Source organism: Castellaniella sp. MT123 (assembly GCF_039614765.1).
Lineage (GTDB): Bacteria > Pseudomonadota > Gammaproteobacteria > Burkholderiales > Burkholderiaceae_B > Castellaniella.
In genome coordinates this window covers 34,952-52,065 of the sequence record NZ_CP154879.1, presented here as the reverse complement: position 1 = coordinate 52,065, position 17,114 = coordinate 34,952, and the positions used below count along the sequence as shown (strand labels likewise).

The 17,114-nt window shown below is 66.0% G+C and carries 13 protein-coding genes; 11 read left to right on the top strand and 2 right to left on the bottom strand.

Going from position 1 to position 17,114, the window contains the following annotated elements; all coding sequences use genetic code 11:
- Positions 1–98: 98 nt before the first annotated feature.
- Complete coding sequence (locus ABCV34_RS00265; protein ID WP_345797254.1) at positions 99–1,301, top strand: cupin domain-containing protein; 1,203 nt, start codon at positions 99–101, stop codon at positions 1,299–1,301.
- A gap of 96 nt (positions 1,302–1,397) precedes the next feature.
- Here ABCV34_RS00265 and ABCV34_RS00260 read toward each other — a convergent pair whose 3' ends face one another.
- The gene (locus ABCV34_RS00260; RefSeq protein WP_345797253.1) at positions 1,398–2,525 is read right to left on the bottom strand and encodes a substrate-binding domain-containing protein; all 1,128 of its coding nucleotides are present in this window, start codon (positions 2,523–2,525) and stop codon (positions 1,398–1,400) included.
- A gap of 194 nt (positions 2,526–2,719) precedes the next feature.
- On the opposite strand from ABCV34_RS00260, the gene ABCV34_RS00255 reads away from it, so the two are divergent.
- The 10 genes from ABCV34_RS00255 to cysG all read left to right on the top strand — a co-directional run bounded on the left by ABCV34_RS00255 (position 2,720) and on the right by cysG (position 15,567).
- Positions 2,720–3,196, top strand: a complete 477-nt coding sequence (locus ABCV34_RS00255) for an NAD(P)H-dependent oxidoreductase subunit E (protein WP_345797252.1) — start codon at positions 2,720–2,722, stop codon at positions 3,194–3,196.
- A gap of 1 nt (position 3,197) precedes the next feature.
- Positions 3,198–4,757 (top strand): NADH-quinone oxidoreductase subunit NuoF, encoded by a 1,560-nt coding sequence (locus ABCV34_RS00250; RefSeq protein WP_345797251.1) that lies wholly within the window; start codon positions 3,198–3,200, stop codon positions 4,755–4,757.
- Between the two features lie 9 nt (positions 4,758–4,766).
- On the top strand, positions 4,767–7,640 hold the full coding sequence (fdhF, locus tag ABCV34_RS00245) for a formate dehydrogenase subunit alpha (RefSeq protein ID WP_345797250.1): 2,874 nt from the start codon (positions 4,767–4,769) through the stop codon (positions 7,638–7,640).
- 13 nt (positions 7,641–7,653) lie between these two features.
- Entirely contained in the window at positions 7,654–8,511 is an 858-nt protein-coding gene (gene fdhD, locus ABCV34_RS00240) for a formate dehydrogenase accessory sulfurtransferase FdhD (RefSeq protein WP_345797249.1), read from the top strand.
- Complete coding sequence (locus tag ABCV34_RS00235; protein ID WP_345797248.1) at positions 8,508–8,777, top strand: formate dehydrogenase subunit delta; 270 nt, start codon at positions 8,508–8,510, stop codon at positions 8,775–8,777. The genes fdhD and ABCV34_RS00235 overlap by 4 nt, the downstream gene beginning before the upstream one ends.
- Before the next feature lie 66 nt (positions 8,778–8,843).
- The gene (locus ABCV34_RS00230) at positions 8,844–10,253 is read left to right on the top strand and encodes an OFA family MFS transporter (protein ID WP_345797247.1); all 1,410 of its coding nucleotides are present in this window, start codon (positions 8,844–8,846) and stop codon (positions 10,251–10,253) included.
- A 9-nt stretch (positions 10,254–10,262) separates the two neighbouring features.
- Positions 10,263–10,385 (top strand): oxalate:formate antiporter, encoded by a 123-nt coding sequence (locus tag ABCV34_RS00225; RefSeq protein ID WP_345797246.1) that lies wholly within the window; start codon positions 10,263–10,265, stop codon positions 10,383–10,385.
- A 138-nt stretch (positions 10,386–10,523) separates the two neighbouring features.
- Positions 10,524–12,332 carry an assimilatory sulfite reductase (NADPH) flavoprotein subunit gene (locus ABCV34_RS00220; protein ID WP_345797245.1) on the top strand — a complete coding sequence of 603 codons (1,809 nt, stop codon included), beginning with the start codon at positions 10,524–10,526 and terminating at the stop codon, positions 12,330–12,332.
- 79 nt (positions 12,333–12,411) lie between these two features.
- On the top strand, positions 12,412–14,073 hold the full coding sequence (cysI, locus tag ABCV34_RS00215; protein ID WP_345797244.1) for an assimilatory sulfite reductase (NADPH) hemoprotein subunit: 1,662 nt from the start codon (positions 12,412–12,414) through the stop codon (positions 14,071–14,073).
- A 57-nt stretch (positions 14,074–14,130) separates the two neighbouring features.
- Positions 14,131–15,567: a siroheme synthase CysG gene (cysG, locus tag ABCV34_RS00210; protein WP_345797243.1), complete on the top strand. Its 1,437-nt coding sequence runs from the start codon at positions 14,131–14,133 to the stop codon at positions 15,565–15,567.
- On the opposite strand, the gene ABCV34_RS00205 is transcribed toward cysG, so the two are convergent.
- Complete coding sequence (locus ABCV34_RS00205) at positions 15,521–16,798, bottom strand: methyl-accepting chemotaxis protein (RefSeq protein ID WP_345797240.1); 1,278 nt, start codon at positions 16,796–16,798, stop codon at positions 15,521–15,523. The genes cysG and ABCV34_RS00205 overlap by 47 nt on opposite strands.
- Between the last annotated feature and the right edge of the window lie 316 nt (positions 16,799–17,114).

The window sequence follows — 17,114 nt, the reverse complement described above, 5'->3', positions numbered from 1 at the left end:
TTCCCCGCCGACCCCATACACTGAAGACAGCCGCGCCACCCGCGCGCCACAGCGCCGTGACGCTGCCCCGTCTTTCGATCCAGCCAGGACACGCCATCATGTCTGCCGCCTATTCCACACCGGACATCGACCAACCCACACCGCTGCTGGGCGGGCTGAGCCCGCGCGAATTCATGCGCGATTACTGGCAGAAGAAACCCCTGCTCATCCGCCAGGCCATCCCGGGCTTTCGCCCACCGGTGACGATCCGCGATGTCCAGACCCTGGCGCGCCGCGAGGAGGTCGAATCCCGACTGATCGTCCATGGCGAGCAAGGCTGGTCGTTGAAGCATGGCCCGTTTCGCCGGTTTCCGTCCGCCGCGCAGCCCAAATGGACCCTGCTGGTACAAAGCGTGGACCTGCATGACGATGAATCGGCCGCGCTGATGCGCCAGTTCCGCTTCATCTCCGATGCACGGCTGGACGACCTGATGATCAGCATCGCCAGCGACGGCGGCGGGGTCGGACCGCATTTCGACAGCTATGACGTGTTCCTGCTGCAGGGCCAGGGCCGGCGGCGCTGGCGCACCAGCCGGCAGGCTGACCGTGCGCTGGTGCCAGGGCTGCCACTGAAGATCCTGGCCGATTTCCAGCCCGATGCCGACGACATCCTGGAACCCGGCGACATGCTCTACCTGCCGCCGCACGTCTGCCATGACGGGGTGGCGGTCGGCAACGACTGCATGACCCTGTCCATCGGTTTCCGGGTGCCCAGCCAGGCAACCCTGGCCCGGGGCCTGCTGGAATCGGCAGCGGACCAGATCTCGGCGCAGCACCTGGACGATTCCGGACTGTACGGGCATCCCTGCCTGCCCGGCCCGGATCTGTCCGCGCTCTACACCGACGCCGACGTGCCCGCGACCCGCGCGCCGGCCGCCCTGCCCGACCACCTGGTGCAGGCCACGCTGGACACGCTGCAGCGGATCCGCCTGGACTCCGCGGTGGCCGCCCGGTTCCTGGGCCAGTGGCTGACCTCGCTGCCCGACAGCGCGCTGTTCGACCCGGCCGAGGTGCCGGTCGCACTATCCACCGCCATTCCCCAGACCGGCCGGCTGGCGCTGGATCGCTGCACCCGGCTGATGTACAGCGGCCCGCAGGTATTCATCAACGGCGAGGTTGCCGCCTGCGCGACCGAGCCGGCGCTGCAGGCCCTGGCCGACCATCGGACCCTGCCGGCCGACGATCTGCGTGCACTGCGCCCGGAAACCCTCGCCCTGCTGGACGAGTGGATGCAGGAAGGCTGGGCGCACTGGGAAGACTGATCCCTGTCACGCCGGAATTCGGCATGGCCCCGGTCATCGGGGCCGGTTCCTGCGAATGCCTGCACTGAAGGGCCACCGGTCCCGTGGCCCGCGATATCACCCGGCCGTCTTGCCGAATGTCCCGATCGCGTTGGCATAGTCCGCGCCGAAAACCTGTTCCAGCGTGCGCACCTGCCCCATCAGACGACAGTCGTATCCCACCAGATCGCGCACGTAGGCCTGATAGGCCTCGCCGTTCATCAGATCCAGCAGCCGCTGCAGTGACTGCGTGCCGACCAGATCCTGGTTGATGCCAAAGAAGTAGCGTTCCTTGGCCAGCGGAATGAATTCCAGGCCGCAGCGCCAGGCGGCGGTTTCCACGCCGATGCCGACGTCGGCCATGCCGCTGGCGATGTGCGCCGCGATGGCAAGATGGGTGAATTCACCACTATCGAAGCCGGTGACCTGAGCGGGATCGATGCCCTGGCGCTCCAGCAGCAGATGCACCAGATAGCGGGTGCTGGAGCCCATCTGCCGATTGACGAAGCGGACGTCAGGGCGCACGAAATCGCGCACGGACAGGATGTTCTTCGGGTTGCCCGGCTGAACGAACAGGCCCGTGTTGCGTTCCGCCAGATGAATCAGCAACATGCGGTCCGGATTGAGCCAATGCCCGTACCGGCGCAGGATCGGCTTTTCGTAGTCGTCGACCGGCACCTGAAAGCCCGCCAGATCGCATTCCCCCCGATCCAGCGACGCCAGCGCCTCGATCCCGGTGCGGTAGCGTAATTCCAGCGGCAGCATGTCCTGGCCATTGGCCAGACGCATCAGGCCTTCCACCGCGAAGCCGTGGCTGGCGTGCAGCCGCAGCACGGACGGTTCTTCGGAATACAGGCGCTGCAGCTCTTCCTGCAGTTCCGAGGCGATGCTCTCGAATGTCGGCGCCAGACGGGCGTCGATCCGGCGGTTGGCCCACAGCAGATGCTGGGCAAAGCTGGTCAGGCGCGAGCCACGCCGGCGCGAGGTTTCGATCAGCGGTGCCTGAAAATCGGCTTCCGCCTTGCGCAGGATGCCCCAGGCATGACGGTAGGACAGGCCGCGCGCCTGACAGGCCCCGGCGATATGGCCATGTTCATCCACCGCCGCCAGCAGCCGCATGACCTCGCCCATAGGCAGTATTTCCCCGGATTGTTTTTCCAGAATCCATTCTGAATTCAACCTGGGTTTGAAGCGATAAACCGCCATGTCTCCTCCTGATCCTGATTTATATGAATGTGATTTCATATAAATGGATTGACCACAGTCTTAATATGCTTTTTTTATCTTATTGAAATCAATTTACTTTCGATAGTAGAGTAAACCAACGGCAATGCATATATATGCAAATCAAAACATATTAAAGCGCCCGGCTTGCCGCCCCCGCGCTCGGAGACATCGACATGGACAGCGTTCGCCCCGATACCGAACCGGGTCAGCAGGACCACAGCGACCTTGTGCAGGACATCCTGGCCCGGCACGCGGGGCAGCAGGGTTCGCTGCTGCCGATCCTGCACGACGTCCAGGACGCCATCGGCTGGATCCCGGACACGCTGGTGCCACAGATCGCCGCCGGCATCCAGCGATCCCGCGCGGAAGTGCATGGGGTCATCCACTTCTACACGCACTTTCGCACGTCGCCGCCGGCCCGCACGCACGTCGAAATCTGCCGCGCGGAATCCTGTCAGGCCTGCGGCGGCCAGGCCCTGTACGACCACGCCGAACAACGCATCGCGGCCGCTTCCGACGGCGACGTGTCGCTGGCGCCCGTGTTCTGTCTGGGCCTGTGCGCCCAATCGCCCGCCGTGATGATCAACGGCCGCCCGCACGCCCGCGTCACCCCGGAAACACTCGACGCCCTGCTGTCCACCAAGGCCTGACATGGACAAGACCCTGTACATTCCCCTGGATTCCGCCGCCCTGGCCATGGGGGCCAATGCCCTGGCCGACGCGTTCCACGCCGAAGCCGCCCGCCGGAACATCCCGCTTCGCATCGTGCGCAACGGCTCGCGCGGCCTGCTCTGGCTCGAACCGCTGGTCGAAATCGACACCCCGGCCGGGCGCGTCGCCTACGGGCCCGTCACCGCATCCGATGTGCCCTCCATCCTGGATGCGGCCTGTACGGATGGTGCGTCCCATCCCCTGTGCCACGGCCTTACCGAATCGATCCCGTTCCTGCGGCATCAGGAACGTCTGACGTTTGCCCGTGTCGGCATCACAGACCCGCTCAGCATCGCCGATTACGAAGCTCACGGCGGCTACGCCGGGCTACGCCGGGCGCTGGACATGACCCCGGACGCGATCGTGGCCTGCATCACGGAATCCGGGCTGCGGGGCCGGGGCGGCGCCGCCTTTCCCACCGGAATCAAATGGCGCACCGTCCTGCAGACGCCCGCCGCGCAGAAATACATCGTCTGCAATGCCGACGAGGGCGACTCCGGGACGTTTTCCGATCGCATGCTGATGGAAGGCGACCCCTTCTCCCTGATCGAAGGCATGACGATCGCGGGGCTGGCGGTCGGCGCCACGCGCGGCTATGTGTACGTCCGCTCGGAATACCCCCAGGCCGAACACATCCTGGGGCTGGCCCTGCGGGCTGCGCGCGACGCCGACTGGCTGGGCAACGATATCCAGGGGTCGGGTCAGTCCTTCGACATCGAACTGCGGCGCGGGGCCGGCGCCTATATCTGCGGCGAAGAAACCTCTCTGCTGGAAAGCCTGGAAGGCCGCCGCGGCCTGGTGCGCGCGAAGCCACCGCTACCCGCCATCCGGGGGCTGTTCGGTTGCCCGACGGTCATCAACAACGTGATCTCGCTGGCGACGGCGCCCTTCATCCTGGCCCAGGGGGCGCAAGCCTACCGCGACTTCGGCATGGGCAAATCCCGGGGCACGCTGCCCTTCCAGCTGGCGGGCAACATCCGCCAGGGCGGCCTGGTCGAAAAGGCCTTCGGTCTGACCTTGCGCGAACTGCTGTTCGACTATGGCGGCGGCAGCGCATCGGGTCGGCCGCTGCGCGCCATCCAGGTCGGCGGGCCGCTGGGCGCCTACCTGCCCGAATCCCAATGGGACACGCCGCTGGACTACGAAGCCTTCCTGGCGGTTTCCGCCATGCTCGGGCACGGCGGCGTCGTGGCCTTCGACGACACCGTGGACATGGCCGCCATGGCCGAATACGCGATGGAATTCTGCGCCATCGAATCCTGCGGCAAATGCACGCCCTGTCGCATCGGCTCGGTGCGCGGCACGGAAATCATCCGCAAAATCCGCCAGGATCAGGATCGCGAATCCCAGGCCGAACTGCTGCAGGATCTGTGCGACACCATGCTGGCCGGGTCCCTGTGCGCGCTGGGCGGCATGACCCCGTATCCGGTCCAGTCCGCATTGCGCCATTTCCCCGAGGACTTCGGTCTGCCCCGTCAACCCGTCCCGCAAACCGCCTAGGAGCCCGCCATGCTCGAAACCGTCCTTACGCGTGACCGCGACCTGGGCACGCCGCCATCCCTGTCCACTGAAACCGTGACGCTGACCATCGACGGCCAGGCCGTCACCGTGGCCGCCGGCACCTCGATCATGCGCGCCGCGGCCGAAAGCGGCATCCAGATCCCGAAGCTGTGCGCGTCCGACAACCTGGACGCCTTCGGATCCTGCCGCCTGTGCCTGGTGGAAATCGAAGGCCGCCGGGGGCATCCGGCGTCCTGCACCACGCCGGTGGAAGACGGCATGGTGGTCCGCACCGAAACGCCGAAACTCCATGATCTGCGCCGCAACGTCATGGAACTCTATATCTCGGATCATCCGCTGGACTGCCTGACCTGTCCGGCTAATGGCGACTGCGAACTGCAGGATATGGCCGGCGTGGTCGGCCTGCGCAACGTGCGCTACGGCTTCGATGGCGCCAACCATCGGCAGGATCCGGTCGATACCAGCAATCCCTATTTCACCTATGACGCATCCAAATGCATCGTCTGCAGCCGCTGCGTGCGCGCCTGCGACGACGTGCAGGGCACTTACGCCCTGACCATCGAGGCGCGCGGCTTCGATTCGCGCATCGTCGCCGGCCAGAACGACGGGTTCCTGGATAGCGACTGCGTGTCCTGCGGCGCCTGCGTCCAGGCTTGCCCGACCGGATCGCTGATCGAGAACACCATCATCGAGAGCGGCCAGGCCGAACACGCGGTCATCACCACTTGTGCCTACTGCGGGGTGGGTTGCGGCTTCAAGGCGGAAATGCAGGGCGAACGCGTCGTACGCATGACGCCCTGGAAGGACGGCAAGGCCAACCGGGGACATTCCTGCGTCAAGGGGCGCTTCGCCTGGGGTTACGCCACCCATGCCGACCGCCTGACCAAACCCATGATCCGGGCCAGCATCGACGATCCCTGGCGCGAGGTCTCGTGGGACGAAGCCATCGGGCACGCCGCATCGGAACTGCGCCGCATCCAGGCCAAATACGGTGTGGATTCGATCGGTGGGATCACGTCTTCTCGCTGCACCAACGAGGAAACCTACCTGGTGCAGAAATTCGTGCGCGCGGCCATGGGCAACAACAACGTGGACACCTGCGGCCGCGTCTGCCATTCGCCGACCGGCTACGGCCTGAAGACCACCATCGGCGAATCGGCCGGCACCCAGACCTTCGATTCCGTGATGCATGTGGACGTCGCCGTGGTCCTGGGGGCCAACCCCAGCGCCGCCCACCCGGTATTCGCCTCGCGCCTGAAACGCCGCCTGCGCGAGGGCGCGCGGCTGATCGTCATCGACCCCCGCCAGACCGAGCTGGTGGACGGCCCCCACGTCAAGGCGGACTTTCACCTGCCTGTGCGCCCCGGCACCAACGTCGCGGTGCTCAATGCCATGGCGCACGTCATCGTCACCGAAGATCTGATCAATCAGGCCTTCGTGCAGGCCCGCTGCGAGGACCGGGCCTTCAACGAATGGCTGCAGTTCATCCGCCGCCCCGAACACGCCCCGGAAGCCACGGAATCCATCACCGGCGTGCCGGCCTCCGACCTGCGCGGCGCGGCACGGCTGTACGCCACAGGGGGCAATGCCGCCATCTACTACGGCCTGGGGGTCACCGAACACAGCCAAGGTTCCACGGCCATCATGGGCATCGCCAATCTGGCCATGCTCACCGGCAACATCGGCCGCGAAGGCGTGGGCATCAATCCCCTGCGCGGGCAGAACAACGTGCAGGGATCCTGCGACATGGGATCGTTTCCCCACGAATTTCCCGGCTACCGGCATGTCTCGGACGATCGGGTGCGCGGCGAATTCGAACGCGCCTGGGGCGTGCCGCTGCAGTCCGAACCGGGCCTGCGCCTGCCCAACATGTTCGACGCCGCCCACAGCGGCTCGTTCATGGGCCTGTACTGCCAGGGGGAAGACATCGCCCAGTCCGACCCCAACACGCGCCACGTCGTGGAAGCCCTGAAAGCCATGGAATGCGTGATTGTCCAGGACCTGTTCCTGAACGAGACCGCGAAATACGCGCACGTCTTCCTGCCCGGGTCATCGTTCCTGGAAAAGGACGGCACTTTCACCAATGCCGAACGGCGTATTTCCCGCGTGCGCCAGGTCATGGCGCCCAAGGCCGGCCTGGCCGACTGGGAAGTCACCTGCGCGCTGTCCAATGCCATGGGCTACCCCATGCACTACGCCCATCCCGGCGAGATCCTGGACGAGATCGCCCGCCTGACACCCACGTTTTCCGGGGTGTCGTTCGGTCGCATCGCCGCGCTGGGCGGCAGCATCCAGTGGCCCTGCAACGATGCCGCACCCGACGGCACGCCGATCATGCACGTGGGCGAATTCGTGCGCGGCAAGGGCCGGTTCATGATCACGCAGTATGTCCCGACCGAGGAACGCTCCACGCGGCGCTATCCCCTGCTCATGACGACCGGCCGGATCCTGTCGCAATACAACGCCGGGGTCCAGACCCGCCGGACGGCCAACAACGCCTGGCACAGCGAGGACATCCTGGAGATCCATCCGCACGATGCCGAAGATCGCGGCATCGTCGAGGGGGACCGGGTCACGATCCAGAGCCGTGCCGGGGAAACCACGCTGCGGGCCACCGTCACCGACCGGATCCAGCCGGGCGTGGTGTACACCACCTTCCATTTCCCGGAATGCGGCTCGAACGTCCTGACCACCGACAACACCGACTGGGCGACGGACTGCCCCGAATACAAGGTCACCGCTGTCCAGGTGAGCAAGGTCACGGCGCCCTCGCCATGGCAACAGGACTGGGCCGCAGTCCAACGGCGGCAGGACCGGCTCCTGAAATCCCGGGAAACCATCACGGCCCCGGCCGGCTCGTAAGGCGGAGGCCGCCATGCACCCTGCCGACTTCGATCCCATGGCCGACTACCCGGGCCATGATGCCGCCCATGAACTGGGTCCCATCCTGCGCGTCCAGGAAGCGCAAGCGACAGCCGCCCAGGACGCCATCGCCTGCGAGCAGGCGGTGGCCCTGGAATACAACGGGATCGCCCATGCCACCTTGCTGGCATCCCCGCTGCACATCGAAGAGCTGGCCCTGGGCTTTTCATTTACCGAAGGGATCGTCCAGGCGGCATCGGATGTGCTCGACCTGGACGTCGAGACCACCCCGCTGGGCCTGATCGTGCGCCTGACCATCGTCAACGCCCGCCTGCACGCACTGAAGCAGCGACGCCGCACCCTGGCCGGCAGCACCGGCTGCGGACTCTGCGGCGTCCAGAGTCTGGCCCAGGTCCCCCGCGACCTGCCGCCGCTGCCCCGGCCGGTGCAGCCTTGGCGGCGGGCCGCGATCGTGCGCGCCCTGCGCGAGCTGCGCCAGCACCAGCCCCTGCACAACCTGACAGGCGCCACGCACGCGGCGGCCTGGGCGGATGCGCATGGCAAGCCGGGCTGGATCTACGAGGACGTCGGCCGGCACAACGCACTGGACAAGCTGATCGGCCGCCTGCTGCGCGAACCGGTTGACCGGGGTGCAGGATTCGTCGTGGTCTCCAGCCGCGCCAGCTTCGAGATGGTCCAAAAGGCGCACGCGGCGGGTATCGGCGCCCTGATCGCCGTATCCGCCCCCACCACGCTGGCGGTGCGGCTGGCGCAATCCGCCCGCATGATGCTGGCCGGCTTCGCCCGAGACGGCCGCTTCACCATATATAGCCACCCCGACTACCTGGAACAGGACAGGAGCCACCCGTGACCAACATCGAACATCTGATCCGGCTGGCCAACCGTATCGGCTATTTCTTCGAAGCCATGCCGGATCGTTCCGCCGCCATTGACGGCATTGCCGACCACATCCGGCGCTTCTGGGATCCCCGCATGCGACAGGCGCTGCTGGACTATCTGACCGTGCACCCCGATGGCCAGCGCGGCGCCACGACATTGACCCCCATCTGCCAGGAGGCCATCCAGCGCCACCGGGACCGTTTACTGCCGGCCCAGGCCGCCACGGCACCGCGTTAAATCTTTTTTCCGACCTCAACCGCAACATCAACAACAGTCCGGGCATTCGACCCAGGAGGAGACAGCATGAGTACGGAAGCTACCCGCTCCAGCTTTTTCAGCAAGGAACGCATCACCGCCCCACCCGGGTTCAACCGCTGGATGATTCCTCCCGCCGCGCTGGCGGTTCATCTGTGTATCGGTCAGGCCTATGCGTTCTCGGTCTTCAACGGCCCGATGACCAAGCTGATCGGCATCCAGAAGTCGGCCCCTGATGACTGGGGCCTGCCGGCACTGGGCTGGATCTTCAGCCTGGCCATCTTGTTTCTGGGCCTTTCCGCCGCCTTCGCCGGCAAGTGGCTCGAGGAAGTCGGCCCGCGCAAGGCCATGTTCGTCGCCGCCTGCTGCTTTGGTGGCGGCTTCATTGTGTCATCCGTCGGTGTATCCACGCATCAGCTCTGGCTGCTGTATCTGGGGTACGGTGTGCTCGGCGGCATCGGTCTGGGCATTGGCTACGTCTCGCCGGTCTCCACCCTGATCAAGTGGTTTCCCGACAAGCGCGGCATGGCCACGGGCATGGCGATCATGGGCTTTGGCGGCGGTGCCTTCATCGCGTCCCCCTTGTCGGTCGGCTTGATGGAACATTTCCGCACGCCGACCTCCATGGGGGTGTCCCAGACCTTCCTGGTCATGGGTGTGCTGTACTTCATCTCCATGATGATCGGCGCCTACGCGATCCGTATCCCGGCGGCGAACTGGAAACCGGACGGCTGGACCCCGCCCGTCACCCAGAAGGGCATGATCTCGCGCAATCACGTGCACATCGACCAGGCGCTCAAGACCCCGCAGTTCTGGCTGCTGTGGTGGGCGTTGACCCTGAACGTGACCGCCGGCATCGGCGTGCTGGGCCAGGCATCGGTCATGATCCAGGAGAGCTTCAAGGGCGCCATCACGCCGGCTGCGGCAGCGGGCTTCGTCGGCCTGCTGTCCCTGGCCAATATGCTGGGACGCTTTTTCTGGTCCAGCACCTCGGATTACCTGGGCCGCAAGACCACCTACGGCATCTTCTTCGTCCTGGGTGCCATCCTGTATTTCCTGGTGCCCGGGATGGGGGCATCGGGTAATGTCGCCCTGTTCGTGCTGTTCTACGCCATCATCATCTCGATGTACGGCGGCGGGTTCTCGACCGTTCCCGCATATCTGGCGGACCTGTTCGGCACCCGTTATGTGGGCGGCATCCATGGCCGGCTGCTGACCGCCTGGGCCGCGGCCGGGGTGCTGGGGCCAGTCCTGGTGAACTACATCCGCCAGTACCAGGTCGATCATGGCGTCCCGCCCGGACAGTCCTATACGGTCACGATGTACCTGATGGCGGGCCTGCTGGTGGTCGGCTTCATCTGCAATCTGCTCGTGCGCCCCGTGGCCTCGCACCATCACATGGCGGGCGATACCGAACCTGGGTCTCTGGCCCAGCCCGCGCTCGCTACCCAGAAATAAGGAGACATCATGTCCGCACCAGTTTCCACGTCATCTCCGGCCCTCCTCATCCTGTTCTGGCTCTACGTCGGCATCCCCCTGGCCCTCGGGATCTGGGAAACACTGCTGAAGGCAAGCGCATTGTTTCATTGACCACGGCCATCGGCCGGACGGGACCCCCGGGTCCCGTCATTTGCTTATATCCGCATAAAAACATAAGCATCGGTTCGTTCACGGCATGGCGGAAGCGTCCCAGAATGGACGCTTCTTTCGTTTCGCCAAGGCCACGCCATGCTCGCGCCGAACTATCTGCCGGAAGCCCGCCATTCCCTGATCGCTGAACTGGCCGACACGCTGGAACCATCCAGCCTGCACTGGCTCTCCGGCTATTTCGCCGGGGTCGCCCAGGCGCGCCAGCCCGCCCGGGAAACCGTGGCGCCGCCCCTGGCGGTCGCTGCGGCGCCAGCCCCCGATGGGGCCCAGCGGCTGACCATCCTGTACGGCAGTCAGACCGGCAACGCGAAACGCGTCGCCACCCAGTTGCACGAGCAGGTGCTCGCCCAGGGACTGGAGGCGCGACTGGTGCGCGCCGACCAGTACAAGGCGAAAGACCTGAAGGATGAGCAACTGCTGTACGTGGTCATGAGCACCCAGGGCGACGGGGACCCGCCCGACGATTCCATCGCCTGGGTCGAATTCGTCCTGGGGAAACGAGCCCCCAAGCTGCCCCGGTTGAAGTACGCCGTCCTGGGGCTGGGCGATTCCAGCTATCCGTCGTTTTGCGGCATCTCGCAGAAAATCGATGAGCGTCTGGCTGAACTGGGCGCGCGGCGCCTGCAGGATGCCGGCACCGCGGACCTGGATCTCGAGACGGTCACCGTCCCCTGGCAGGGCCGCGCCCTGGCACTGGCGAGCGAAGCCCTGACGCCGGCCGCACCCGCAGCCCATCAAGCCACGGTAACGCCCCTGCGCCCGCAGACCGAAAAATTCACCCGCGAGCATCCGTTCCAGGCGGAGGTCCTGCTGAATCAGGTCATCACCGGGCGCGGCAGCGACAAGGACATCCGCCACCTGGAGCTTTCCCTGGCCGGCAGCCAGCTGCGGTATGAACCCGGGGATGCCCTGGGCATCTGGCCCGTGCAGGATGACACGCTGGTGGCCCGCATCCTGGAGGCAAGCGCCCTGAACGCGGCCGATACCATCGAACACCAGGGCACCCGGCGGCCGCTGGGCGAATGGCTGGGCCGCCACCGCGAACTGACGGTGCTGACACGCCCCTTCCTGACTGCGCTGGCGGAACGCGCCGGCCGCAATGAACTCAAAGACCTGTTGAAACCCGAGGCACGCGACTCGCTGGCCGCTTATCTGGGCAGCCACCAGCTGATCGACGCCCTGCGCGAATGGCCGGCCCGCTGGACCGGGCCGGAACTGGTCGCCGCGCTGCGCCCGCTGACGCCCCGGCTGTATTCGATTGCGTCCAGCGCCGCTGTGGCCGAGGACGAAGTCCACCTGACGCTGGCGCACGTCGCGTTCGACAAAGAGGGCGAAGCCCGCTGGGGCGTGGCGTCGCACTTCCTGGCCGAGCGGGCCGAAGGCGACACGGTACCGGTCTTCATCGAGGAGAACACCCGTTTCCGCCTGCCGGCCGATTCCGCGCGCGACATCATCATGATCGGGGCGGGCACCGGCGTGGCGCCATTTCGCTCCTTCGTGCAGGCACGCGCCGAATCCGACGCCACGGGACGCAACTGGCTGTTCTTTGGCAACCCGCACTTCACCAGCGATTTCCTGTATCAGACGGAATGGCAGCAGGCCTTGAAGGACGGCCACCTGAACCGCATCGACCTGGCGTTCTCACGCGACCAGGCTGACAAAGTCTACGTCCAGCACCGGTTGCTGGAACGCGGCGCGGACGTCTACGACTGGATCCAGGCGGGCGCCCACATCTATGTCTGCGGCGATGCGGAACGCATGGCCCGCGACATCCACGCGACACTGCTGGAGATCGCCCGCGACCAGGGTGGCCTGGACGAGGAAGGCGCCCGGCAATGGCTCGACGACCTGTCCGCCCAGGGGCGCTATGCCCGGGACGTGTACTGATCGCACGCACCACCGCCCCGGACTGCCTGATACGCCACCGAGCCCTGATCCACCATTACCTGACCCGAACATCGCCGACATGAGCATTTCCCCCCTGTCACCCCTCGAAGACATCAAGACCCGCAGCAACTTCCTGCGCGGCACCATCGCCCGGGAACTGGAAAACCCCATCACGGGCGCCATTCCGGAATCCGACACGAAACTGCTGAAGTTCCACGGCAGCTACATGCAGGACGACCGCGACATCCGCGACGAGCGCCGCAAGCAGAAGCTGGAACCGGCCTATGCCTTCATGGTGCGGGCGCGACTGCCGGGCGGCGTCATCAGCCCCGACCAGTGGCTGGCGCTGGACGCGCTGGCGCAGCGATACGCCACGCGCGGCCTGCGCATCACCACCCGCCAGACCTTCCAGTGGCACGGCATCCTGAAGCGCAACCTGCGTGCGTTCATGCAAGGCATCCACGACGCGCGGGCGACGACGATCGCCGCCTGCGGCGATGTCAACCGCCAGGTGATCAGCTCCGTCAATCCGTATCTGTCCAGCCAGCATGCGCTGACGCAGGACTGGGTACTGAAGCTGTCCAACCATTTCCTGCCGCGCACCACCGCCTATGCCGAGATCTGGCTGGGCGGTGAGCAGGTCGGCGAAGCCGTGGATGACGAACCCATCTACGGCAACGATTCGGCCTATCTGCCGCGCAAGTTCAAGATCGGCATCGCCATTCCGCCCACCAACGATTGCGACGTGTTCGCCAACGACCTGGGACTGGTCGCCATCATCGAAAACGGCACGCTGCAAGGCTTCAACGTGGCGGTGGGCGGCGGCATGGGCGCCACGGCGGGCGACCCCACCACCTATCCGCGCCTGGGTTCGCTGGTGGGGTTCGTCACGCCCGAGGATCTGATCGCCGTCGCCGAAGCCGTGGTCACCCTGCAGCGCGACCACGGCGACCGCCAGGAACGCCAGCACGCACGCCTGAAATACACGGTCGATCGCCTGGGCGTGGACTGGTTTCGCGAACAGATCCAGGTGCGCAGCGGACGTACCCTGCAAGCCCCCCGCCCCTACCGATTCGAGAGCAACGGCGACCGCTATGGCTGGTCGCGCGGCGAAGACGGCCGCTGGCATCTGGGGTTGTATGTCGCCTCGGGCCGCCTGTGGGACCACGAAGACCTGCGCCAGCAGACCGGCATGCGCGAGATCGCCCGGATCCTGAAGGGCGAGTTCCGCCTGACCTGCAACCAGAACGTGGTAATCGCCAACGTGGACGAATCCGACCGCGCCGCAATCGATGCGCTGGTCACGGAATACGGTCTGGACGACTACCGGGAACAGAGCGGCATCCGCCGTCATCACATCTCCTGCGTGGCTCTGCCCACTTGCGGGCTGGCCATGGCCGAAAGCGAACGCTACGCCCCGGTCCTGCTACCCAAACTGGAAGCCCTGCTGGACAAGCACGGCCTGCGCAACGAACCGATCCTGCTGCGCCTGTCGGGCTGCCCGAACGGCTGTTCGCGCCCTTACCTGGGCGAGATCGCCCTGGTGGGCCGCGCTCTGGGGCGCTACGACCTGCGCCTGGGCGCGGACTTCACAGGGGAACGGCTCAATCGCCTGTATCGGGAAAACATCGCCGAACCGGAAATTCTGGACAGCCTGGATGCGCTCTTCGGCCAGTATGCCGGCACTCGCCAGCCGGCCGAGGGGTTCGGGGACTTCCTGGTACGCACGGGGGTGGTCTGAAGGGGCGAATCCCGCTTCCGGCAGACCACAGGGCAAGATCGCAGTGAGAATCGACGCATGCATTTATTTCCCCTATTCACCGATCTGAAAGGCCGCACCGTGCTGGTCGTGGGCGCCGGCCTGGTGGCCGACCGCAAGATCGGCCTGCTGCTGTCGGCCGGCGCGCGCGTCATCGTCGGCGCGCATGCGGCCCATCCCCAGGTCCAGGCCCGTGCCACGGCCGGTGACATCGAACTGCGGCTGGCGCCGTTCGACCCGGCCTGGCTGGACGAGGCCTGGCTGGTCTTTGCCGCGACCAACGATCGGGATCTGAATCAGCGGGTGGCGGATGCGGCAATCGCCCGGCGACTGTTCTGCAATGTGGTCGACGACGCCGAACTGTCCAGCGCCCAGGTGCCTGCCATCGTGGATCGCTCACCCATCACCATCGCCATTTCCTCGGGCGGCAGCGCGCCGGTCATCGCCAGGCGCCTGCGTGAGCGGATCGAATCCCTCTTTGATCCTGTCCTGGGGGCCCTGGCCGCGCTGGCGCAGCGCAAGCGGCTCGCCATCCGCCAGGCCCGCCCGCAGTTGCGGGCACGGCGCGACTTCTACGACTGGCTGCTGGATGGCCCGATTCCGGGCGCCCTGCGCAGCAACCGACCCGATGACGCCGAAACCCTGCTGGATCAGGCCTTGTCCCAAGGGGCGCGACCGCCCAGCGGCAAGGTCCTGCTGGTGGGCGCGGGCCCGGGAGACCCTGGCCTGCTGACCCTGAAGGGCCTGCGCGCCCTGAACGAGGCGGACGTCATTCTGGCCGATCGCCTGGTCAGTCCCGACGTCCTGGCCCTGGCGCGACGCGACGCCCAGGTAATCGATGTGGGCAAGGCCCCGGGCGGCCCGCACGAATCCACCCAGGCCCGCATTCATGCGCTGATGGTGTCCCACGCCCGCCAGGGACGTTGTGTCGTGCGGCTGAAAGGCGGCGACCCGATGGTCTTCGGGCGCGGCGGCGAGGAATTGCAGCATCTGAAGGGCCACGGCATCGCTTACGAAGTGGTCCCCGGCATCACGGCCGCCCTGGCCTGCGGGGCCTATGCGGGCATTCCGCTGACGCATCGGGATCATGCGCAGACCCTGACGTTGGCCACCGCGCATCGGCAGTCCAGTGTGGGAGCTGATCCCGTCCACCCGCAGGCGGAGGGCCGGACCCTGGTGTACTACATGGGTGTCGAGCGCCTGCCCGAACTGTGCGGCCGGCTGCTGGCCGACGGCCATGCGCCCGGGACGCCCTGCGCCATCGTGGAGAACGGGTCACGGCCGGAACAGAGAACCCTGCACGCCACCCTGGAAACCGTCGTGGCGCAGGCCGCCCATCACAGCATCAGGTCACCCGCTCTGGCGATCGTCGGCGGCGCGGCGGCTCTGGGCATGGAGCTGGGCTGGTTCGGAAAGACGCTGGGCGCCATCAGGCCTGAGCCGGCGACGCTGCCCGCCATGGCAGCCAGCGCGTAGTCTGGCGCTGCCGGTCTTCCGCGTCCAGCCGGTTCAGGGCGTCGCGCAACTGACCATACGCCGGGCGCCCATGCGCCGAGATCAGCTGCCTGACCTGGTCGAATTGTTCCTGGCGGGCTACGGCCAGGACCCGGCCGCGGACGGAACGGTAATGCCGCAAGGCCTGCTCGAACTGCCGGGGTCCATCGCCATCCTGGACCCGTGAGTGAAATCGGGACCAGGTGGCGTCCATCAGTTGATCGATCTGTTCGATCCGCGTGACGACCGCCTGAATCTGCACGTAGGAATCCGCGTTCTTGATCAGGATGTTGCAGGCGCGCATTTCCTCGACGCAAGACGACAGCACGTCGAGTTCGCGCTGACCCGGCAGCAAGGCGGACGTTTCACGCTTGAGTTCGCCGATCAGGCCCTGGATTTCACGGATCTGCGCATTGCTCGTGCCTACCCATTGGATCGATTCGGCCGCGGCGGCGGACAGCCGCTCGACATCTCCGACCATCGCCTGACTGAGCGCGGTCTGCGTCTGCGCGGCAGCCGCCAGCCCGCTGGCCGCGTCCAGGGTTTCGCGCGAATGCCGGCTGATGTCGGCCAACATGGCCTCGGTCTGCCGCGAGGACTCGACTCCGACCTGAATGTCGTCGAGCACCGTGTCCAGAAAACCACCGGCGGCCGCCGTGCTGTCCGTGATGCCGGCGATCATCCGCCGGATCTGGGCGGTGGCCTCGTCGGTGCGTGCGGCCAGCTTGCGCACTTCCTCGGCGACCACCCCGAACCCCCGGCCCTGCTCGCCAGCCCGTGCGGCCTCGACGGCGGCATTCAGGGACAGCAGATTGGTCTGCATGGCGACATCCTGGATCATCCCCAGGATGGCCTCGATCTCGCCGGTATGGCGCACCACTTCACCGAAACGATCGCTCAGGCCCTGCGCCGACTGGCCCAGGGATGCGATACGCCCGGAGGTTTCCCGCAGAAGCTCGTCGCTTTTGAGCGTCAGCTGATGCATGGTGTCGACCTCGGCGCGGGTCACCTGGGCCGATTGGTCCACCGCATCGATGCTGTCGGCCAGCTGATCGACCCGGTCACGCAGCCCCGACAGGATGCCGGCCTGCTCGCGCGAGGCGGTCACGACGTTGGTAAACGAGGACATCATGCCGGCATTGCCAGCCGTGACCTGCAGCGCCTGCGCGTCGAGCCGCTGCACAGCGGCCTTGGTCTTTCCAGATATCCGCATCGACACGGCAGCCCCCTTATCTATCTAATGTATTAGCTTTATGCAGAATCCATCATAGTGAAACCAGCGTAGGCAAACAAACGGGGAAAACCCACCCATACGCGCGGTACGGGTATAAAAAATGTCCGCTGTCAAGCCTTTTCTGATGGCGGGCATGGCGCGAAAAACCCATATAAACCAACAGTTTAGACTGCTTCTGAGCGACTTTAGCCCACGGTGGGTTTGTAGGCTGGGGGCCACATAGGAGCCTTGCGGTTGCGGGTCTTGGCGTGCCAGAGTGGGCAACACGGATGGAGGCTTCGACTGCTTCCTCCGA